This window comes from Pseudarthrobacter sp. IC2-21, assembly GCF_034048115.1.
GTDB lineage: Bacteria > Actinomycetota > Actinomycetes > Actinomycetales > Micrococcaceae > Arthrobacter > Arthrobacter naphthalenicus.
Genome location: NZ_CP139145.1, coordinates 72,483 through 88,368, shown reverse-complemented (window position 1 = coordinate 88,368; position 15,886 = coordinate 72,483). Strand labels below are relative to the sequence as shown.

General features: G+C 63.7%; 12 protein-coding genes. 5 read left to right on the top strand and 7 right to left on the bottom strand.

All coding sequences use genetic code 11. The features are described 5' to 3' along the window. Positions 1-665 precede the first annotated feature (665 nt). From SBP01_RS00425 to SBP01_RS00395, 7 genes are all read right to left on the bottom strand, one after another. Complete coding sequence (locus SBP01_RS00425) at positions 666-884, bottom strand: hypothetical protein (RefSeq protein ID WP_320537092.1); 219 nt, start codon at positions 882-884, stop codon at positions 666-668. Continuing rightward, complete coding sequence (locus tag SBP01_RS00420) at positions 884-2,092, bottom strand: acetyl-CoA C-acyltransferase (protein ID WP_320537091.1); 1,209 nt, start codon at positions 2,090-2,092, stop codon at positions 884-886. Before SBP01_RS00420 ends, SBP01_RS00425 begins: the two co-directional genes overlap by 1 nt. Before the next feature lie 85 nt (positions 2,093-2,177). Beyond that, the gene (locus SBP01_RS00415) at positions 2,178-3,176 is read right to left on the bottom strand and encodes a 3-hydroxyacyl-CoA dehydrogenase family protein (RefSeq protein WP_320537090.1); all 999 of its coding nucleotides are present in this window, start codon (positions 3,174-3,176) and stop codon (positions 2,178-2,180) included. A 123-nt stretch (positions 3,177-3,299) separates the two neighbouring features. Continuing rightward, a complete protein-coding gene (locus SBP01_RS00410; protein WP_320537089.1) occupies positions 3,300-4,811 on the bottom strand; it encodes an aldehyde dehydrogenase family protein in 1,512 nt (503 codons plus the stop codon). Next, positions 4,808-6,010: an acyl-CoA dehydrogenase family protein gene (locus tag SBP01_RS00405; protein ID WP_320537088.1), complete on the bottom strand. Its 1,203-nt coding sequence runs from the start codon at positions 6,008-6,010 to the stop codon at positions 4,808-4,810. The genes SBP01_RS00410 and SBP01_RS00405 overlap by 4 nt, the downstream gene beginning before the upstream one ends. Next, positions 6,007-7,254: a CoA transferase gene (locus SBP01_RS00400; RefSeq protein ID WP_320537087.1), complete on the bottom strand. Its 1,248-nt coding sequence runs from the start codon at positions 7,252-7,254 to the stop codon at positions 6,007-6,009. Before SBP01_RS00400 ends, SBP01_RS00405 begins: the two co-directional genes overlap by 4 nt. A gap of 31 nt (positions 7,255-7,285) precedes the next feature. Beyond that, on the bottom strand, positions 7,286-8,644 hold the full coding sequence (locus tag SBP01_RS00395) for an aminotransferase class III-fold pyridoxal phosphate-dependent enzyme (protein WP_320537086.1): 1,359 nt from the start codon (positions 8,642-8,644) through the stop codon (positions 7,286-7,288). A gap of 126 nt (positions 8,645-8,770) precedes the next feature. On the opposite strand from SBP01_RS00395, the gene SBP01_RS00390 reads away from it, so the two are divergent. From SBP01_RS00390 to SBP01_RS00370, 5 genes are all read left to right on the top strand, one after another. After that, positions 8,771-10,210, top strand: coding sequence for a PucR family transcriptional regulator (locus SBP01_RS00390; RefSeq protein WP_320537085.1), 1,440 nt, complete (start codon positions 8,771-8,773; stop codon positions 10,208-10,210). Positions 10,211-10,583: 373 nt separating this feature from the next. Then, positions 10,584-11,735 (top strand): alcohol dehydrogenase catalytic domain-containing protein, encoded by a 1,152-nt coding sequence (locus SBP01_RS00385; RefSeq protein WP_320537084.1) that lies wholly within the window; start codon positions 10,584-10,586, stop codon positions 11,733-11,735. Positions 11,736-11,769: 34 nt separating this feature from the next. Further along, positions 11,770-13,257 (top strand): NAD(P)/FAD-dependent oxidoreductase, encoded by a 1,488-nt coding sequence (locus SBP01_RS00380; RefSeq protein ID WP_320537083.1) that lies wholly within the window; start codon positions 11,770-11,772, stop codon positions 13,255-13,257. Next, positions 13,254-14,207, top strand: coding sequence for an alpha/beta hydrolase (locus SBP01_RS00375; RefSeq protein ID WP_320537082.1), 954 nt, complete (start codon positions 13,254-13,256; stop codon positions 14,205-14,207). Before SBP01_RS00380 ends, SBP01_RS00375 begins: the two co-directional genes overlap by 4 nt. Before the next feature lie 152 nt (positions 14,208-14,359). After that, complete coding sequence (locus SBP01_RS00370; protein WP_320537081.1) at positions 14,360-15,871, top strand: NAD-dependent succinate-semialdehyde dehydrogenase; 1,512 nt, start codon at positions 14,360-14,362, stop codon at positions 15,869-15,871. The last annotated feature ends 15 nt before the right edge of the window (positions 15,872-15,886 follow it).

Below are 15,886 nucleotides of genomic sequence, written 5' to 3'. Positions count from 1 at the left end.
AAGTCCAAGGAACGTGCCGACAAGCCCGGGGGTTCCGCGTTATATGCCGCCCACTAAAGCTGCCGAGGTAAGCGTACCGCCGCAGCGGCGATGGCCAAGCGGGAATTTGAGGCTTTTGCTGAGTAAGCCAGCGGAGGCAGCCGCGCTTGCTCCCAGGACGTAGGATCCCGGCTGAAGGAACGCCTTGCTGGCAGCCCGGCAAGGGATAAGTGGCTGGGTCTGGCCTTGCTTGCCGGGCCCTTTCGCGTATCGAGCCGATAAAGCCCACGGAAGCACGAAGAGACGACTGACGCCACGACCATAGGTGTTATTCGAGACGCCTGTTCCCTCTGCGAGGATTCCAAAGAAGGGCCCGCAGGCTGTCCGTGAAAGTGAATCCCAATCCGGCCCCAGCGCTTCAGCGGCCACGAGCCCCAAGAAATGTGCAGGCATGCTCGCGACCGGAGCGATCATCGGACCGGGTGGTACCTGTTGGGTATCCACCAGCGCGCAAAAAAGGGCGTAGCCAGCCACCTCTGTCCGAGGAGCAGCAAGAGCCAACGATCCCAACTCCGGCGCAGGCTCAGCTGCGATACCAGGCATGCAGGTGCCAAGCCGTGGAGTGTGTGGAGGTGATGTTTCATGGAGCGCTGCTCCTGAGTCAGTCAAGGGTTGTCTTCTTTGGACTAGATCCAAAGCTCGTAGCCGAGATCTTTGTGGAAGTACTCCCGGCGGTCAGTGGCATCGGCTGACAACCATAGGCCTGAACCGTCCGGCATTTCTTCTTCGACGATGCCCCGGCGAACAACGCGCTCGTTGGAGCGGATCTCGACGATGTCGCCCACATGGTCATGCCATTCTCCTGTTCGGCGGAGATGTGTGGCGGTGTGCCACTGCTCGAACATCAGCGTTCCAGGAGCAGGGCGTCGCCCTGGCCCCCGCCTCCGCAAAGCGCAACGGCGGCCCGACCCGTTTCGCGGCGGATGAGTTCGTGCACGGCAGTAACCACCAGCCGGGCTCCCGAAGCACCGATTGGGTGTCCGATGGCGACGGCGCCGCCGTTAATGTTTATCCGGCCCTCAGACACACCGAGCAGGTCTCCGGAATGCAACGTAACTGAGGCGAAGGCTTCATTGATCTCGATCAGGTCGAGGTCATCGGCTGTCCAGCCTTCGCGCGAGAGGGCTACGCGGATCGCTTTGGCGGGCTTGTCCGGCAAGGACGTGTCGGGCCCGGCGATTTGTCCGTGTGACCGCAGGACTGCAAGGACATTCCACCCATGCGTATGGGCTGTCGCCCGGGTGGTAAGCACAACAGCGGCGGCGCCATCGGTCAAAGGTGAGGCGTTGCCTGCCGTCACCGTTCCGTCCGGGGAGAACGCGGGCCGTAGTCGGGCTAGCGACTCCTGTGAAGCGTCGGGGCGGATGCCTTCATCCTCGCTGATTTCGAGGACGCCCTTTCCTGTGCGCACCTTCACTGGGACAATTTCCTGGGCCCACACTCCAGCGTTCTGCGCCGCGGCAGCCCGCAGGTGCGAGGTGACGGCGGCGGCATCTTGGGATGCCCGCGAAATGCCCAGCGCCGTGTTGGCACGGTCAGTGGCCAGGCCCATGGCTTCGTGGTCGAAGGCATCCGTTAGTCCGTCCTGGGCGGCTGCGTCCATCAGAGTGAGCGCTCCGTACGCATTCCCGGTCCGGGTGCCCGCGAGAAGGCGGGGGGCCTGGCTCATCGATTCCTGGCCGCCGGCCACGACGACGGCTGCGTCGCCAAGTCGCAGCATGCGGGCGGCCTCGATTATTGCCGACAGTCCCGAGAGGCACACTTTGTTCACTGTCACGGCGGGTGCGCTCAGTGGAATTCCCGCGGCCACCGCGCTCTGCCTGGCCGGGTTTTGTCCAGTGCCTGACTGGAGAACTTGGCCCATGATGACGGCATCGACGGCATCTGCCGAGACGCCTGCACGTGCAAGGGCGTCGGCGATGGCCGCTCCACCCAGCTCGACGGCGGAAAGTGATGCCAGCTGGCCAAGCAGCCGTCCCTGCGCGGTGCGTGCTGCGCCGACGATAACGACATCCCCTGGATCGGGTAGTCGGAAATTTGATTCTGTTTGCACTGTAAGTGCTCCCAAGTCTGGTTGGTGGAGACGGCCCGAGACTACGTCCACTGGCCATCTTCTATTTTTTGAATGGTTGTGCAGGTCACGTCTCTAGGAGGCGTGTCAGACCACCTGTCGGGAAGTTGGCGCCGAGCGTCATGCAACGGTTGATGTCATCCCAGGTTGCGACGACGCCTTCGTCGAGCAGGAGCTGGGCTTCCTGGGCCAGGGCGCGGCGGACCCGCAGCCGTACCCGGTCGGGGTCCACCCCGTGCGGCTCCGCAGACAGGATCAGTGCCTCATGCGGAACCTTGCCGTTTTCGTCGAAGAAACCCGGCAGCCCGGCTTTTACGACTGCCGTGAGAGACGCTGACCGGCCGAAGCGGTCTGGGTATGCACGGTGCAGTGTGTCACCGATGTGCTGTTGCACTGTGGGGCCTATGTAGCCGATCAGCTGAAGGGGCGTCATGGGCAGACCCCACGGTACGAGGGAACGATCGACGGCGACAGGGTCCCCGCCCCTGTCGATTTCAGCCAGTATTTCGCTGAACAGACGCGTGAGGAGCCGGTTCACGACGAAGCCGGGCGTGTCAGCGACGGCTATGGCCGTCTTGCCGAGAGCACCGGCGAGGCTCCATGCGGTGGCGAGAGCGGTTTCGGATGAGAGGGGGGTCCGGACCAACTCGACGAGAGGGAGGACGGCCACTGGATTGAAGAAGTGGAACCCAAGCACCCTGCCTGGATGCTTGAGACCTCGTGCCATGTCAGTGACGGAGAGCGAGGAAGTGTTGGTGAGCAGGAGGGCGTCCGGCTCGATGTGCTCCTCGAGCTGTCGGAAGACGCTCCGTTTAGTCCTTTGGTCCTCGAAGACCGCCTCGATCGCGGCGTCACACCCGCTGAACTTAGACGGATCGGTGGTGCCTCGAATTAGCCCGGCGATTTCGGCTGCCTCGCCGGGTCGGAGCTTGCCTCTGGCCTCCTGCCGGTCAAGGTGTCCGCGCATTCGGTGGAGGGCTGCGGACACCCGGTCGGTGGAAAGATCGCTGATGAGGACTGGGATGCGGAGTTTGTCAGCAGCCAGCAGGACGAGCTGGCGGGCCATGAGACCCGCGCCAACGACGCCGAAGGTTTGGATGTTTTTCGGCTGCCCCTCGTTTGCGGCTAATACCGCTGCGGGGCCAGCCGTTTTTGAAAGAGTGTGAGACATCTGATCCTGCTTCCGTTCCTACCCGCGGAGGTAGACCGTTGTCGTGTGTGTATAGAACTCCTTGGCCGCGCCGCCCTGCTCCTTGGGACCGAAGCTGCTCTTCTTTGATCCGCCAAAGGGCACATGAGGATCGGAACCCGCAGATTCCGAGTTGAGGTGAAGAATGCCCACATCGAGGGCCTCGACAGCTTCCAATGCTGTCGCGAGGTCACGGGTGAACAACGCCGCGGAGAGGCCGAACTCGGACTCCTCGGCCATCCCAAATGCTTCCTCGGTGGTCGCCGCCCGGCGGACCGCCAGTACGGGGCCAAAGAGTTCTTCTCGCCAGACGGGGTTAGTCGATCCGGCCTGGCCAGCGGGGAGCGCGAGCACGGTCGGGGCCATAAAGGCGCCGTGAGTACCGGCATAGGGATTCTCGGCGGATGTTCCGGCGATGGCTACGGCGCCGTCCGTTACGGCTACGTTGATCCTGCTCGTGATTGACCTGCGCGCCGCCTCGTTGATCACCGGTCCCATCTGTATTTCTGGGTCCACCGGGTCCCCGGTATGCCATCCGCCGAGCCGGACTGTGAGACGCTCGAGGAATTCGTCGGCGATGGTGTCCGCGAGGATGAGCCGTGAGGTTGCGGTGCATTTCTGGCCTGTGGAGCGGAACGCGCCGAGCAGCACCTGCTCGGAGGCTAGGTCCAGATCAGCATCGGCCAGAACCAGCGCTGCGTTCTTGCCTCCCATTTCGCCTTGCAGGGGGATTCCCCTGACTGCGGCCTGGGCGGCAAGTGCGCGTCCGACCCCTGAAGAGCCGGTGAAGGACATGGCGTCCACGCCGGGGTTCTGAACAAGGGCAGTGCCGAGAGATCCGGGACCAATAACAAGGTTGAGTAACCCTGCCGGCAGGCCGGCGTTGAGGAGTGCTTCGGCAAAACGCATGGCGAGCAACGGGACGGTGGAAGCGGGCTTCCAGATGACCGCGTTTCCGTGCACCAGGGCTGGAGCGATCTTCCATGCCGGGATGGCGATGGGAAAATTGAACGGGGTGACGATGCCCACTACGCCCAGCGGTTTACGGGTGACCAGGATGCGTTCACCGCGGCGGGGCGAAGAAAAGTGCTCTCCCGCCACGCGGTCACCCTCGGCAGAGAAGTAGCTCAGGATTTGCGCTGCACGCAGCACCTCTGCCCTGCCCTCAGCGAGGGTCTTGCCTTCTTCGCGGGAAAGTTCGAGGCCAAGCGCATCGGCTTCCGACTCGAGGGCTGCCGCGGCGCGGGACAGGACGGCGCCCCGTTCGTGCATCGGGGTCCGGCTCCAGGCCCGCTGGGAGCCGCGCGCTGCCAGGACGGCCCTGTCGACATCGGCAAGGACGGCGGTGCCGCCTTCGGCGACGATCTGCGCAGGACGGCTGGGATTGACAGAGGTAAGGTGGCCGCCGTTGCCTGAGACCCAGTCTCCGTCTATGAGGAGACCGAGCTGCACCGTCCCCGCGGCACCTGGGGCGGTGCCTGATGTGGCCGGCGCCTCAACGGCGGCACTCACCGAAAGGCTCCTATACCCGTTAGCTTCTGGCCCAGGATGAGGGTGTGGACCTCGTCGGTGCCCTCGTAGGTACGCACCGACTCGAGGTTGTTCGCGTGGCGAAGGGGCGAGTGTTCGAGCGTTATCCCGTTGCCGCCAAGGATTGTGCGCGCTTCGCGACAGATTTCGATGGCTTCGCGGCAGTTGTTCAACTTGCCCACGCTAATCTGATGGTTCTGCAGTTTACCGGCATCCTTGAGCCGTCCCAGGTGCAGGGCCAGAAGAAAGCCCTTGTTGATCTCCAACGCCATGTTCACGAGCTTTTGCTGAGTCAACTGATAGCCGGCCAACGGCCGGTCGAACTGCAGCCGATTTTTGGAGTAGTCCAGAGCGGCTTCGAAGGCGTCACGCGCGGCTCCCATGGTTCCCCAGGCAATGCCATACCGCGCCTCGTTGAGGCAGGTGAACGGCCCGCGAAGGCCCGTGACGTTTGGCAGGACCGCGTCGGCAGGAAGCCGCACATCGTCCAGAGTGATTTCACACTGAACAGAGGCACGCATTGACAGCTTGGGCTCGATCGGTGTGGCGGTGAAGCCGGGCGTTTTGGTTGGTACGACGAAGCCGCGGATGCCGTTGTCCGTCTGGGCCCAGATCACTGCCACCTGTGCCACGTTGGCGAGCCCGATCCAACGTTTAGCGCCGGTCAGTATCCAGTCCCTTCCGTCGCGGCGGGCATAGGTCGACATGGCGGAAGGGTCCGAACCGGCGGTGGGTTCGGTGAGACCGAAACATCCGATGGCCGTGCCGGCTGCCATCTGTGGAAGCCACTCCTGCTTCTGCTCCTCTGAGCCGTGCTTAGAGATGGCAGACATGGTCAGGGACCCTTGGACGGAGACAAAGGTACGGATGCCTGAATCGCCGGCCTCGAGTTCAGCAGCGGCGAGCCCGTAGTCCACCGCCGTTCCCCCAGCGCAGCCGTAACCTTTCAAATGCATGCCCAGCAGGCCAAGTTCGGCTAGGTCGGGGACGATTTCCAGGGGGAACCGCGCTTCTTCGTACCACTTGGCGATGTTCGGTTTGATCTCGTCCCGAACGTAGGTCCGGACCCGGCCGCGCAGTGCGGTTTCCTCAGCCGTGAGGAGAGAGTCGAAGGAGATCAGGTCCGAGGGGTCGGGTGCAGCAGCAGCCTCGATGTCGGCCGAACTAGGAGCAAGAGTCATGATGCGGTCCCTCCTGGGCGTAAGTGATCTTGGGAATGGGCGGAGCTGTCAGGGGTGTAGGTAAATGTCTTGCTGTGCGGGTGATGCCGCAGCCAGTCCAGCACCTCCCCGGTATGCTCACCGAGGGCCGGTGGTGCTTGGGTGCGCGGTGGCAGCGCCGGCGTCCATGTGATCGGGTGGCGGATTTGGCGGCCGGTAACGTTACCGTCCTTGTCATGGACCTGGATGGTCGGTTCCAAACCCAGTGACTGGGCGTATGCGATGCCTTCACCGATGCCGGCGACACGGCCTGCCGGGACTCCCACGGAAACAAGCTGCTCCTGCCATTCCGTCGCTCCGGCGCCCGCGAGGCCGGTTTCCAACAGTTGGACCAGTTCCCGCCGATTCCTTACCCGCGCTGAATTGGTTATAAACCGCGGATCAGCCGCCAGCTCCGGATTACCGATAGCGCGGCAGAGCTTGGCGAACTGCGAGTCATTACCCACAGCAACGGCCAGCGGGTCATCCCCGGTGGCAAGAAGCTGGTACGGGACGATGGAAGGGTGGTCGTTGCCCAGTCGCGTAGGAGTAACACCGGCACCGAGGTAGGCCTGGCCTTGGTTGGCAAGGGCGCCCTGCAGGCTTGAGAGAAGATTGACCTCGATCCGTCTTCCCCGACCTGTGGAATTGCGTTCTGCAAGGGCGGCGAGGATGCCGATCGTGGCATCTTTCGCTGTCAGGACATCGACCAGTGCCACACCCACTTTGTATGCGTCGCCCTCCGGGTCCCCGGTAATACTCATCAGTCCCCCGACGGCCTGGACGATGAAGTCGTACCCAGGCAAATCACGCCCGCCGTCGGAGCCGAAACCAGAAATCGATGCGTACACCAGGCCCGGGTTCTCCTCAGCCAAGGATTCATAGCCCAGCCCCAGTTTGGCGAGGCCGCCGGGTTTGAAGTTCTCCACCAATACGTCAGCGCGGCGTGCCAGTTCCCGGGCAAGCTCCAGGTCCCCGGCGTCCGTCAGGTCAAGAGTGACGGATTCCTTGTTCCGATTAACGCTTTCGAAGTAGGTCCCACCCGTCTTGGAGGAAGGCGGGGCCCATTCCCTCGTGTCATCTCCGGTTCCGGGACGCTCCACCTTGATGACCCGGGCACCGAGATCAGCCAGGGTCATGGTCGCGAGCGGACCGGCAAGCACGCGGGAGAAGTCGGCGACGACAATCCCCTCAAGCGGCGCGCCGGATCCCGGTCCCGACCTCATAACTCACCCCGCCCGGTCCACCCCCGGAAACTCATGACAGTGCCGCCCGAATGGATGCCTCCAGTACTGCCAAGCCCTCGTCAAGGACATTTGCTTCGATAACGAGCGGAGGCAGCAGCCGGATGATATTTCCGTTGGTTCCGCAGGTAAGAGTTAGGACACCATGGGCATTGGCTGCCTTCGCTGCTGTGGTGGCGAGGTCTTTGCGGGGTCCGGAGGCGTCGCTGAACTCGATCGCCATCATCGCACCCCTGCCGCGAACGTCCGCGACACCGTCCAACTTGACGAGCGGCTCCAGACGACGCCGCACCGCAGTTTCGATGGCAACGGCGTTCTGCAAGAGCGCGCCGTCTTCAAGGAGCTCGAACACGGCCAGAGCGGCTTCACAGGCCACAGGGTTGCCAGCGTACGTGCCGCCAAGGCCACCGGTGTGGACAGCGTTCATGAGCTCAGCGCGGCCGGTAGCGGCCGACAGCGGCAGGCCGCCGCCAAGTGCCTTAGCGGTCAGTGTGATGTCGCCGGCAATACCATCGTGCTCAGATGCGAACAGGGTGCCGGTCCGGCCCATGCCTGCCTGGATCTCGTCGATGACCAGAACGATGCCGTGGCGCGTAGCGATCTCGCGAAGACCTTGGAGGAACCCGGGGGCCTGAACAATAAAGCCCCCCTCGCCCTGGATCGGTTCGATGACCATGGCTGCGAAGGTGTCCGCACCGTTTTCGGCAAGAAGCGCTTCGATCTGTTCAAGCGCCTTACCGGGCCCGTCAGGAGAGGTGTGCGCCGGGGCGGTCGGTCCGCGGAAGACTGAGCCCGGCAGGGGTCCGAAGTTGAGTCGGTACGGGTTCTCTTTAGCCGTCATCGCCATCGTGAGCTGGGTCCGCCCGTGGTAGGCCTCGTCGAAGACGAGAACGTTGGGCCGTCGTGTGGCGGCGCGGGCCACTTTGATGGCGTTTTCAACCGCCTCCGCTCCGGTAGTGAACAGAGCGGTACGCTTTTCGAAGTCGCCGGGGGTGTGTTCGTTGAGCCACCGGCATACTTCGACGAAGGACGCGTATTCGGTCACCATGAAGCAGGTGTGGGTGAACCGCTCCAGCTGGGCGGCGGCACGCTTGGCCACCTGCGGGTTCGCGGCACCAACACTCGTCACGGCAATACCTGAGGCGAAGTCGATGAGATGGTTTCCGTCAACGTCCACGAGCAGCGCACCCTGCGCGTGGTCGATGTAAACGGGCATGACAATACCGAATGCGTCGGTGACGTGCTGGCGGCGTTCGGTCTCCAACTCGCGGGAACGCGGTCCCGGAAGTTCGGTGAGCAGGCGGCGGGCGGTGGCTTTAACGCTGGCCGGATCGTTGGCCTGGTTTGCGGCGAGTTCTGATGTGACAGTCATAGGTCCTCCTCGTGTGGTGAAGTCCACCATAGGGACAGTCCGATGACGCTGTCGTTGGACAATACATCCAAATATATTGTCGATTCGGTCTAAGCGTACAAATGCCTTTCATCTATGCTTTTACCCATGATCACCCTCGCAAGGCTTGTCGAGGCGGCAAAGCGCGACCTCTCGCCCTACTGGCCCATACCGCTACCGCGCGTTGAACTCACGGGCGTGCACGTCTCCGAGCTGGAGGATCCGACGATGTTCCTCTACGGCGGCGAACTGCTCCTCACCGTCGGGTTGCAGCTCACCGGCCTGGACGGAGAAGCACGTCAGGAGGCCGCCACAAACTATGTGCAGCGGCTGGTAAAGGGTCATGTTGCTGCCCTGGGTCTTGGCCTGGGCTCAGGCCATGCCATGGTGCCGGACGAGTTGCGGGCCGCCTGCATTGAAGCCGGCCTTCCCCTTTTGACCATTCCCAGGGAGTCTCCCTTCCTGGCCGTATCACGCGCTTACTGGGAACTCGTCAGGCAAGGCGGCGAAGCCGAACTCACTGCTCTATTGGGGCTTCAGGTGGCGTTGACGAGAGCGGCCGCGCAGGATGACGCGGAACCGGAGATCGTCCGCGAATTGTCACGCGCCCTGGGAACCTGGGTGGCCTACCTGCCCGAAGGGGACGGGACTCCATCGTCCGCCGCCAGTGGTGCAGAACTACCGCCCGGCCTGCTGGTCGAACTCACACGGGAATCGGCCATCCTACGGAACGCCCGCCGAGGCGCCACCGGCAATATTCAACTGGCATCCGGTGTTGCTTCGCTCTACCCGGTATCTGACGGTCCGGCCGCTTCCGGGTATCTGGCCTTGGGTCGAAGCGGGCAGCTGGCTGCCGCCGAGCGGCACTTGTTCCTTACCGCATCCACGCTCCTGGCCGCCAGGGCAGCCGGACAACGCCGCGCCGCAGCCGAGCGCCGCCGGGCTGAGGGCATGCTCGCGGCGCTGGTCCTGGAAGGACATGACGACGCAGCGCGACTTCTGGCAAAGCAAATGGACTCCGATCCGCTACCGGAAACAGCTTTCGTCGCGGTCCTGCCCGATACCGAGCAACTTTCTGCCCAGCCCGCTCTGACCGGGCTGGTACTCGAACGTTCCGGTGTCACCTTTGTGCTGCAGTCAGCATCGAGCCCGTATCCACGGCTGCCGAAAGGTGTCCGCGGTGCATGGGGCGGCCCGATGCCTCTCCGGCGCCTGCACGAAATTGGAGCACAGGTGGCTGAGGCCGCTGCCGCCGCACCCGCAGGACAGCTGATCCGCGTCGGGCACGGCCTCGACCTACCGGCAGATGAATGGGTGGATGAACTAACCTCCCATGCAGGCCAGCTCCTTGAAACGGTCCGCGCTTACCTGGCCCACCGCGGCCAATGGGAGGCCGCCGGCCGCGAACTCGGTGTGCACCGGAACTCAGTTCGTTATCGAATCGCCCAGGCTAAAGAACTGTTGGGGATTGACCTGGATGACCCCGACGTAGCCGCCCAACTCTGGCTCGCCCTCCGAGGCCGCTCTCAGGCATTGCCTAAAGATTAGCCGGCATGTATTGAGGTGAGGCTGAAGCGCCTCGCGGCAGACCCGTGCACACATGACGCCAATCCATTTTTCGCATGGGCGATTTGCGTCAGCACCGGTACAAACCCCACCGACAAGCATTCCTTTGACGTTTCATACAAAGGAAATTGCAAATACGGACTTTCTGCACCGTGACGTGAATGACCGGCCTGCCTACTCTCAATGGACAGTCCGTCGTCGGAGGAACCATCCCCGAGGGGATGAGCACCCCCGCTGCAGGAGGAACGATGAGAACAACGCGAGCCGCCACGCCAGATGGTGACCGGCGCCGCATGCTCCCTCCCTCGAAGGCCTTCCCTCTGCACAGCTCCACCGCACCACTGAGAGGACAATCGTGACCATCCAAGATACGAACTCCCTAGCAAAGACAACCACCACCAGGACCATACGAGGGGCGGTACTTGAGACCATCGGGGCAGAGCGGCCCTACGCTGATACCCATCCCATCCAGGTGGAAAACCTTGAACTTGAAGGACCCGGCACGGGCGAGATCCTGGTCCGCATCGAGGCCGCCGGTGTGTGCCACTCCGACCTTTCCGTAGTCAACGGCAACCGGCCGCGGCCGGTCCCGATGCTGCTCGGCCACGAGGCAGCCGGCATCGTGGAAGAACTCGGCGAGGGTGTCAACGACATCTCCCTGGGCCAGCGCGTCGTCATGACCTTCCTCCCCCGCTGCGGTGAATGTGCAGGATGCAACTCCAAGGGTAAAACGCCGTGCTCACAGGGCAGCGCTTCCAATACGGAAGGCACCCTGCTGGGCGGCTACCGCAGACTCTCCCGCGGGAGTCAGCCCGTCCAACATCACCTCGGAGTCTCCGCCTTCGCCACCTATGCCGTGGTCTCCCGCCGTTCCGTGGTGCCCGTGGGCGCTGACGTTCCGGCGCACATAGCCGCTTTGCTCGGGTGCGCACTGCTCACCGGAGGAGGAGCCATCCTCAACGTCGCCAAGCCTGCGCCCTCCGCACGGGTAGCCATCGTCGGTCTCGGCGGAGTAGGCATGGCTGCGCTCATTACGGCCATTGCCACCGGAGTCGAACACGTCGTCGGAATCGATACTTTGCCGGCCAAGCTGGAAGCCGCGCGAAACCTCGGTGCCACCGACGCCTTTACTTCTGCTGAGGCCCTGGAGCGCGGCGAAAAGTTCGACGCCGTCATCGAAGCGGCAGGACATCCGCGCGCTCTGGAAGCAGCGGTCGCACTGACAAAGCCGGGCGGCATTACCGTCACCGTCGGACTGCCCGCACCGGGCCAGACAATCAACATCGACCCCCTGACCCTTACTGCGGAGGCGCGCTCGATCGTGGGCAGCTACCTCGGCTCGGCGGTCCCGGAACATGACATCCCGATCTACGAACAACTCTGGCGATCCGGCCAGCTGGCCGTTGAAGGCCTGGTCTCAGACACCATCCCGCTGGAAGAAATCAACCGCGCCATGGACACCCTCGACGGCGGCCACGCACTGCGCCAAATCATCACCTTTTCCTGACCACTCACATTTTCAGCTCCGAAGAGAGAACATCATGACCTCCACAAATGACCACATTTATAGCGCGATCATCATCGGCGCCGGCTTCGGCGGCCTCGGCCAGGGAGCCCAGTTCGTCCAGGAAGGCATTGACGACTTCCTGATCCTCGAGCGCGGCAACGATGTTGGAGGGGTATGGCGTGAGAACACCTATCCCGGCGCCGCATGCGACACCCAGGCGCTTGTGTACTGCTACAGCTACTTCCTTAACCTCAAGGTTTCCCGCATGTTCGCCGGCCAGGAAGAACTCCAGGGCTACCTGCGTTCCATGGTTGAGGAATTCGGCCTCGGTAAGCACATCCGCTTCGGCCAGAACATCACCGCGACTGAATGGGACCAGGACCGCCGCCTCTGGACCGTGCACACCGCCGACGGCTCGCAGTTCCTGACCCGTTCCGTGGTGGCTGCCTGGGGCCAGCTGAACGAACCGAACATCCCTAACTTCCCCGGCACCGAAACATTCGAAGGCGCGGCGTTCCACTCCGCCAAGTGGCGGCACGACCTTGACCTGACCGGCAAGCGCGTCGCATCCATCGGGTCCGCCGCAACTGCTGTTCAGTACGTGCCCGAGGTCGCCAAGATCGCATCGAACCTGACCGTATTCCAGCGGTCAGCCAATTACATCCTCCCCCGCGACCAGTACATCTTCACGGAAGAAGAGAGCGCCCGCTTCCAGGACAACCCGGACACCTACCGTCAGCTGCGTCAGGAAATCCACGAATTCCGCGAAGCCGGATTCGAACGGACCCGCCGCCACACCGCAGCGTCCGAAGAAGGAGTCGAACTGGCCCGGCAGCACCTCGAAACCCAGGTGTCCGACCCTGAACTGCGGGCCAAGCTCACTCCCGACTACGACTTCGGTTGCAAGCGGATCCTGCGCAGCGATGATTTCTACCCCGCCCTGACCCGCGAGAACGTAGAACTCGTGACAGAGGCAATCACGGAACTCACACCCCGCGGCCTCCGCACCGCTGACGGCGTCGAGCACGAGTTTGATGTCATCATCTACGCCACCGGGTTTAAGAGCCACGCCTTCATGGGATCCATGCGTGTCACCGGGCGCGACGGAGTCGGCCTCGACGAGCGATGGGGCAACGCCCCCGAAGCCTACCTGGGCATCACCGTCGACAACTTCCCCAACCTGTTCCTGGTCTACGGGCCGAACACCAACCTCAACCACAACTCGGTCGTATCCATGCTGGAGGCCCAGCACCGCTACATCGCCCAGGCCGTGCAGTACATCGCAGCTGATGAATCAAGGTTCCTGGAAGTCGACCGTTCGGTCGTTGTGAAGTTCAACGCACACGTTCAGGAAGAACTCCAGAAGTCCGCGTTCTCCTCTGAGTGCTCCTCCTGGTACAAGAACGAGGACGGCCGCGTCATCAACAACTGGTCCGGAACCGTCGAAGAATACCGGTCCCACACTCACGATCTCCAGCTCGAGGATTACCTGCAGCTGGCCGAATCCGGACCCGGAAAGTGACCCAAAACGACCCGTTCAGCGGCAGGCCCGTAGCGCCGGGGGCTGCAGAGGTGCTGCAGAACTTCCGCGCCTCCGGTGGACGCCCGTTTCACTCCTACTCCGTAAAGCATGTTCGCGAGCTCTACGAGAACGGTTGCGCGGCCAACGGCCTTAGCGCTGATCCGCTGGCGTCGGTCACGGACTTCAGCCTGGCTGGTTTCACGGTGCGGGTCTATGACCCCCGCACGACCGGAGGGCCCACCCCCGCCGTGCTGTTTTTCCACGGCGGGGGGTGGGTCATGGGCAGCCTCTCAACTCATGACGGATTGTGCCGGCGTCTAGCGTCCCTCACGAACCTGCCGGTCGTTGCTGTGGACTACCGGCTTGCCCCGGAACACCCTTACCCGGCTGCGATTAACGACAGCCGCACGGCGATGCACTGGTTGCTCGATGCAGGCAACGAGCACGGCCTGGACGTAACCCAGGTCGTGCTGGTCGGTGACAGCGCGGGAGGACAAATGGCCGCAGTCCTGGCCAATGAGAACGCCACGACCACAGATCCCCTGCCTGTAGTGGCCCAGGTCCTCATGTACCCCATGGTGGATCTGACCATGTCCTCGCCCTCCTACAAAAGAGTCACCGAGGGCTTTCCGCTGGTTGCTGACACCATTGGCTGGTTCGCTGACCACTACCTGCCAAAGGACGTAGACCGCGCAGCACCGGAGATCAGTCCTTCCCTAGCGCAACTCCCCGCAGGGCTGCCACCCGCTTACGTGATCACTGTGGACAACGACCCGCTGGTGGACGAGGGGGCAAACTACGCCGCCGCCCTGGCCCGGGCAGGCACGGAGGTCCAGTACCAGCACCTGCCCGGGTACGCCCACGGATTATTCACCTCCGCGGGACGTATTCCCCGTGGAGAACAAACAATCGACCAGATCGCTGCCTTTATCAGGGACCGCACGACATGACTGGAATGGAGTACGTCCCGCCACCACAAGACCGAAGTGGCCAGTCGCGCCTCCGGCGCTTGAGCCCGTCGAGCTAATCACCCACGGGACGGTGATAGCCCTCCACCCTCATGGCGGGCTATCACCGCCACCTACCTTTTTTAGGAATCTTCATGACTACTGCCCTCGTTGAACCGGCTGCTGTCTCACGCCAGCGTGAGGCTGACCTCCTTGCCTCTATCCCTACAGGTTTGTTGATCGGCGGGCAGTGGGTGGACGCGTCCGACGGCGGCACGTTCGATGTGCATGATCCCGCCACCGGGGAGGTGCTCGCCACCCTCGCCTCGGCAACCAGCCAGGATGCGGTGGCCGCGCTGGACGCCGCGGATGCCGTTCAGGCGTCCTGGGCGCGGACGGCGCCGCGGGTGCGGGCGGAGATCCTGCGGCGGGCCTTTGACCTGGTGACCGAACGCGCCGGGGATTTCGCGCTGCTGATGACCCTGGAGATGGGCAAACCCCTGGCCGAAGCGCGCGGTGAGGTGACCTACGGTGCCGAGTTCCTGCGCTGGTTCTCCGAAGAGACGGTCCGGGATTACGGCCGCTACCTCACCACCCCCGAGGGCAAGAACAAGATCATTGTCCAGCACAAGCCCGTGGGCCCGTGCCTGCTGATCACGCCGTGGAACTTCCCGCTGGCCATGGCCACCCGCAAGGTGGCCCCCGCAGTGGCTGCCGGCTGCACCATGGTCCTGAAGCCCGCGAAGCTCACCCCGCTGACCGCCCAACTGTTCGCGCAGACCATGCTCGATGCCGGCCTTCCCGCCGGCGTGCTCAACGTGGTCGCCTCCTCGTCAGCGTCCGGGATTTCGGGGCCGTTGCTGGCCGATTCGCGGCTGCGGAAGGTCTCCTTCACCGGCTCCACCCCGGTCGGCAAACGCCTCATGGCCGACGCCGCACAGAACGTCCTCCGGACCTCCATGGAACTCGGCGGCAACGCCCCCTTCATCGTCTTCGAGGACGCAGACGTTGATGCCGCGGTGGACGGGGCGATGGCGGCGAAGATGCGGAACATGGGCGAGGCCTGCACCGCCGCCAACCGGTTCCTGGTCCAGGAATCCGTGGCCCAGGAGTTCACGGCCAAGTTCGCCGCCGCGATGGGAGCCTTGGCCACCGGCCGCGGCACCGACCCCGCAACCCAGGTGGGACCGCTGATCGACGCCGGCGCCCGCGACGACGTGCACGCGCTGGTGACCGCCGCCGTCGACGCCGGCGCCACCGCCCTCACCGGGGGCTCCCCCGTGGACGGGCCCGGGTACTTCTACCCGCCCACCGTCCTGGCCAACGTGCCCAATGACGCCGCGATCCTCCGTCAGGAAATCTTCGGCCCCGTCGCCCCCATCACCACCTTCACCACCGAGGCGGACGCCATCCGGCTCGCCAACGCCAGCGAATACGGCCTCGCGTCCTACCTCTACAGCCGGGACTTCAACCGTCTCCTGCGCGTGGCCGAACAGATCGAATTCGGCATGGTGGGCTTCAACGCCGGCGTCATCTCCAACGCCGCGGCACCCTTCGGCGGCGTCAAACAATCAGGGCTTGGCCGCGAAGGCGGCTCCGAAGGCATCGCCGAATACACCACCACCCAATACATCGGCATCGCCGACCCCTACGCCGCAGGTAGCTGACAGGGCACCTATCGC

Bases quoted from the DNA above. Each gene is read 5' to 3' on its own strand.
- SBP01_RS00380 (WP_320537083.1), top strand. From the start codon at position 11,770: ATGACCTCCACAAATGACCACATTTATAGCGCGATCATCATCGGCGCC.
- SBP01_RS00400 (WP_320537087.1), bottom strand. From the start codon at position 7,254: ATGAGGTCGGGACCGGGATCCGGCGCGCCGCTTGAGGGGATTGTCGTC.
- SBP01_RS00405 (WP_320537088.1), bottom strand. From the start codon at position 6,010: ATGACTCTTGCTCCTAGTTCGGCCGACATCGAGGCTGCTGCTGCACCC.
- SBP01_RS00425 (WP_320537092.1), bottom strand. From the start codon at position 884: ATGTTCGAGCAGTGGCACACCGCCACACATCTCCGCCGAACAGGAGAA.
- SBP01_RS00395 (WP_320537086.1), bottom strand. From the start codon at position 8,644: ATGACTGTCACATCAGAACTCGCCGCAAACCAGGCCAACGATCCGGCC.
- SBP01_RS00415 (WP_320537090.1), bottom strand. From the start codon at position 3,176: ATGGCCCGCCAGCTCGTCCTGCTGGCTGCTGACAAACTCCGCATCCCA.
- SBP01_RS00370 (WP_320537081.1), top strand. From the start codon at position 14,360: ATGACTACTGCCCTCGTTGAACCGGCTGCTGTCTCACGCCAGCGTGAG.
- SBP01_RS00390 (WP_320537085.1), top strand. From the start codon at position 8,771: ATGATCACCCTCGCAAGGCTTGTCGAGGCGGCAAAGCGCGACCTCTCG.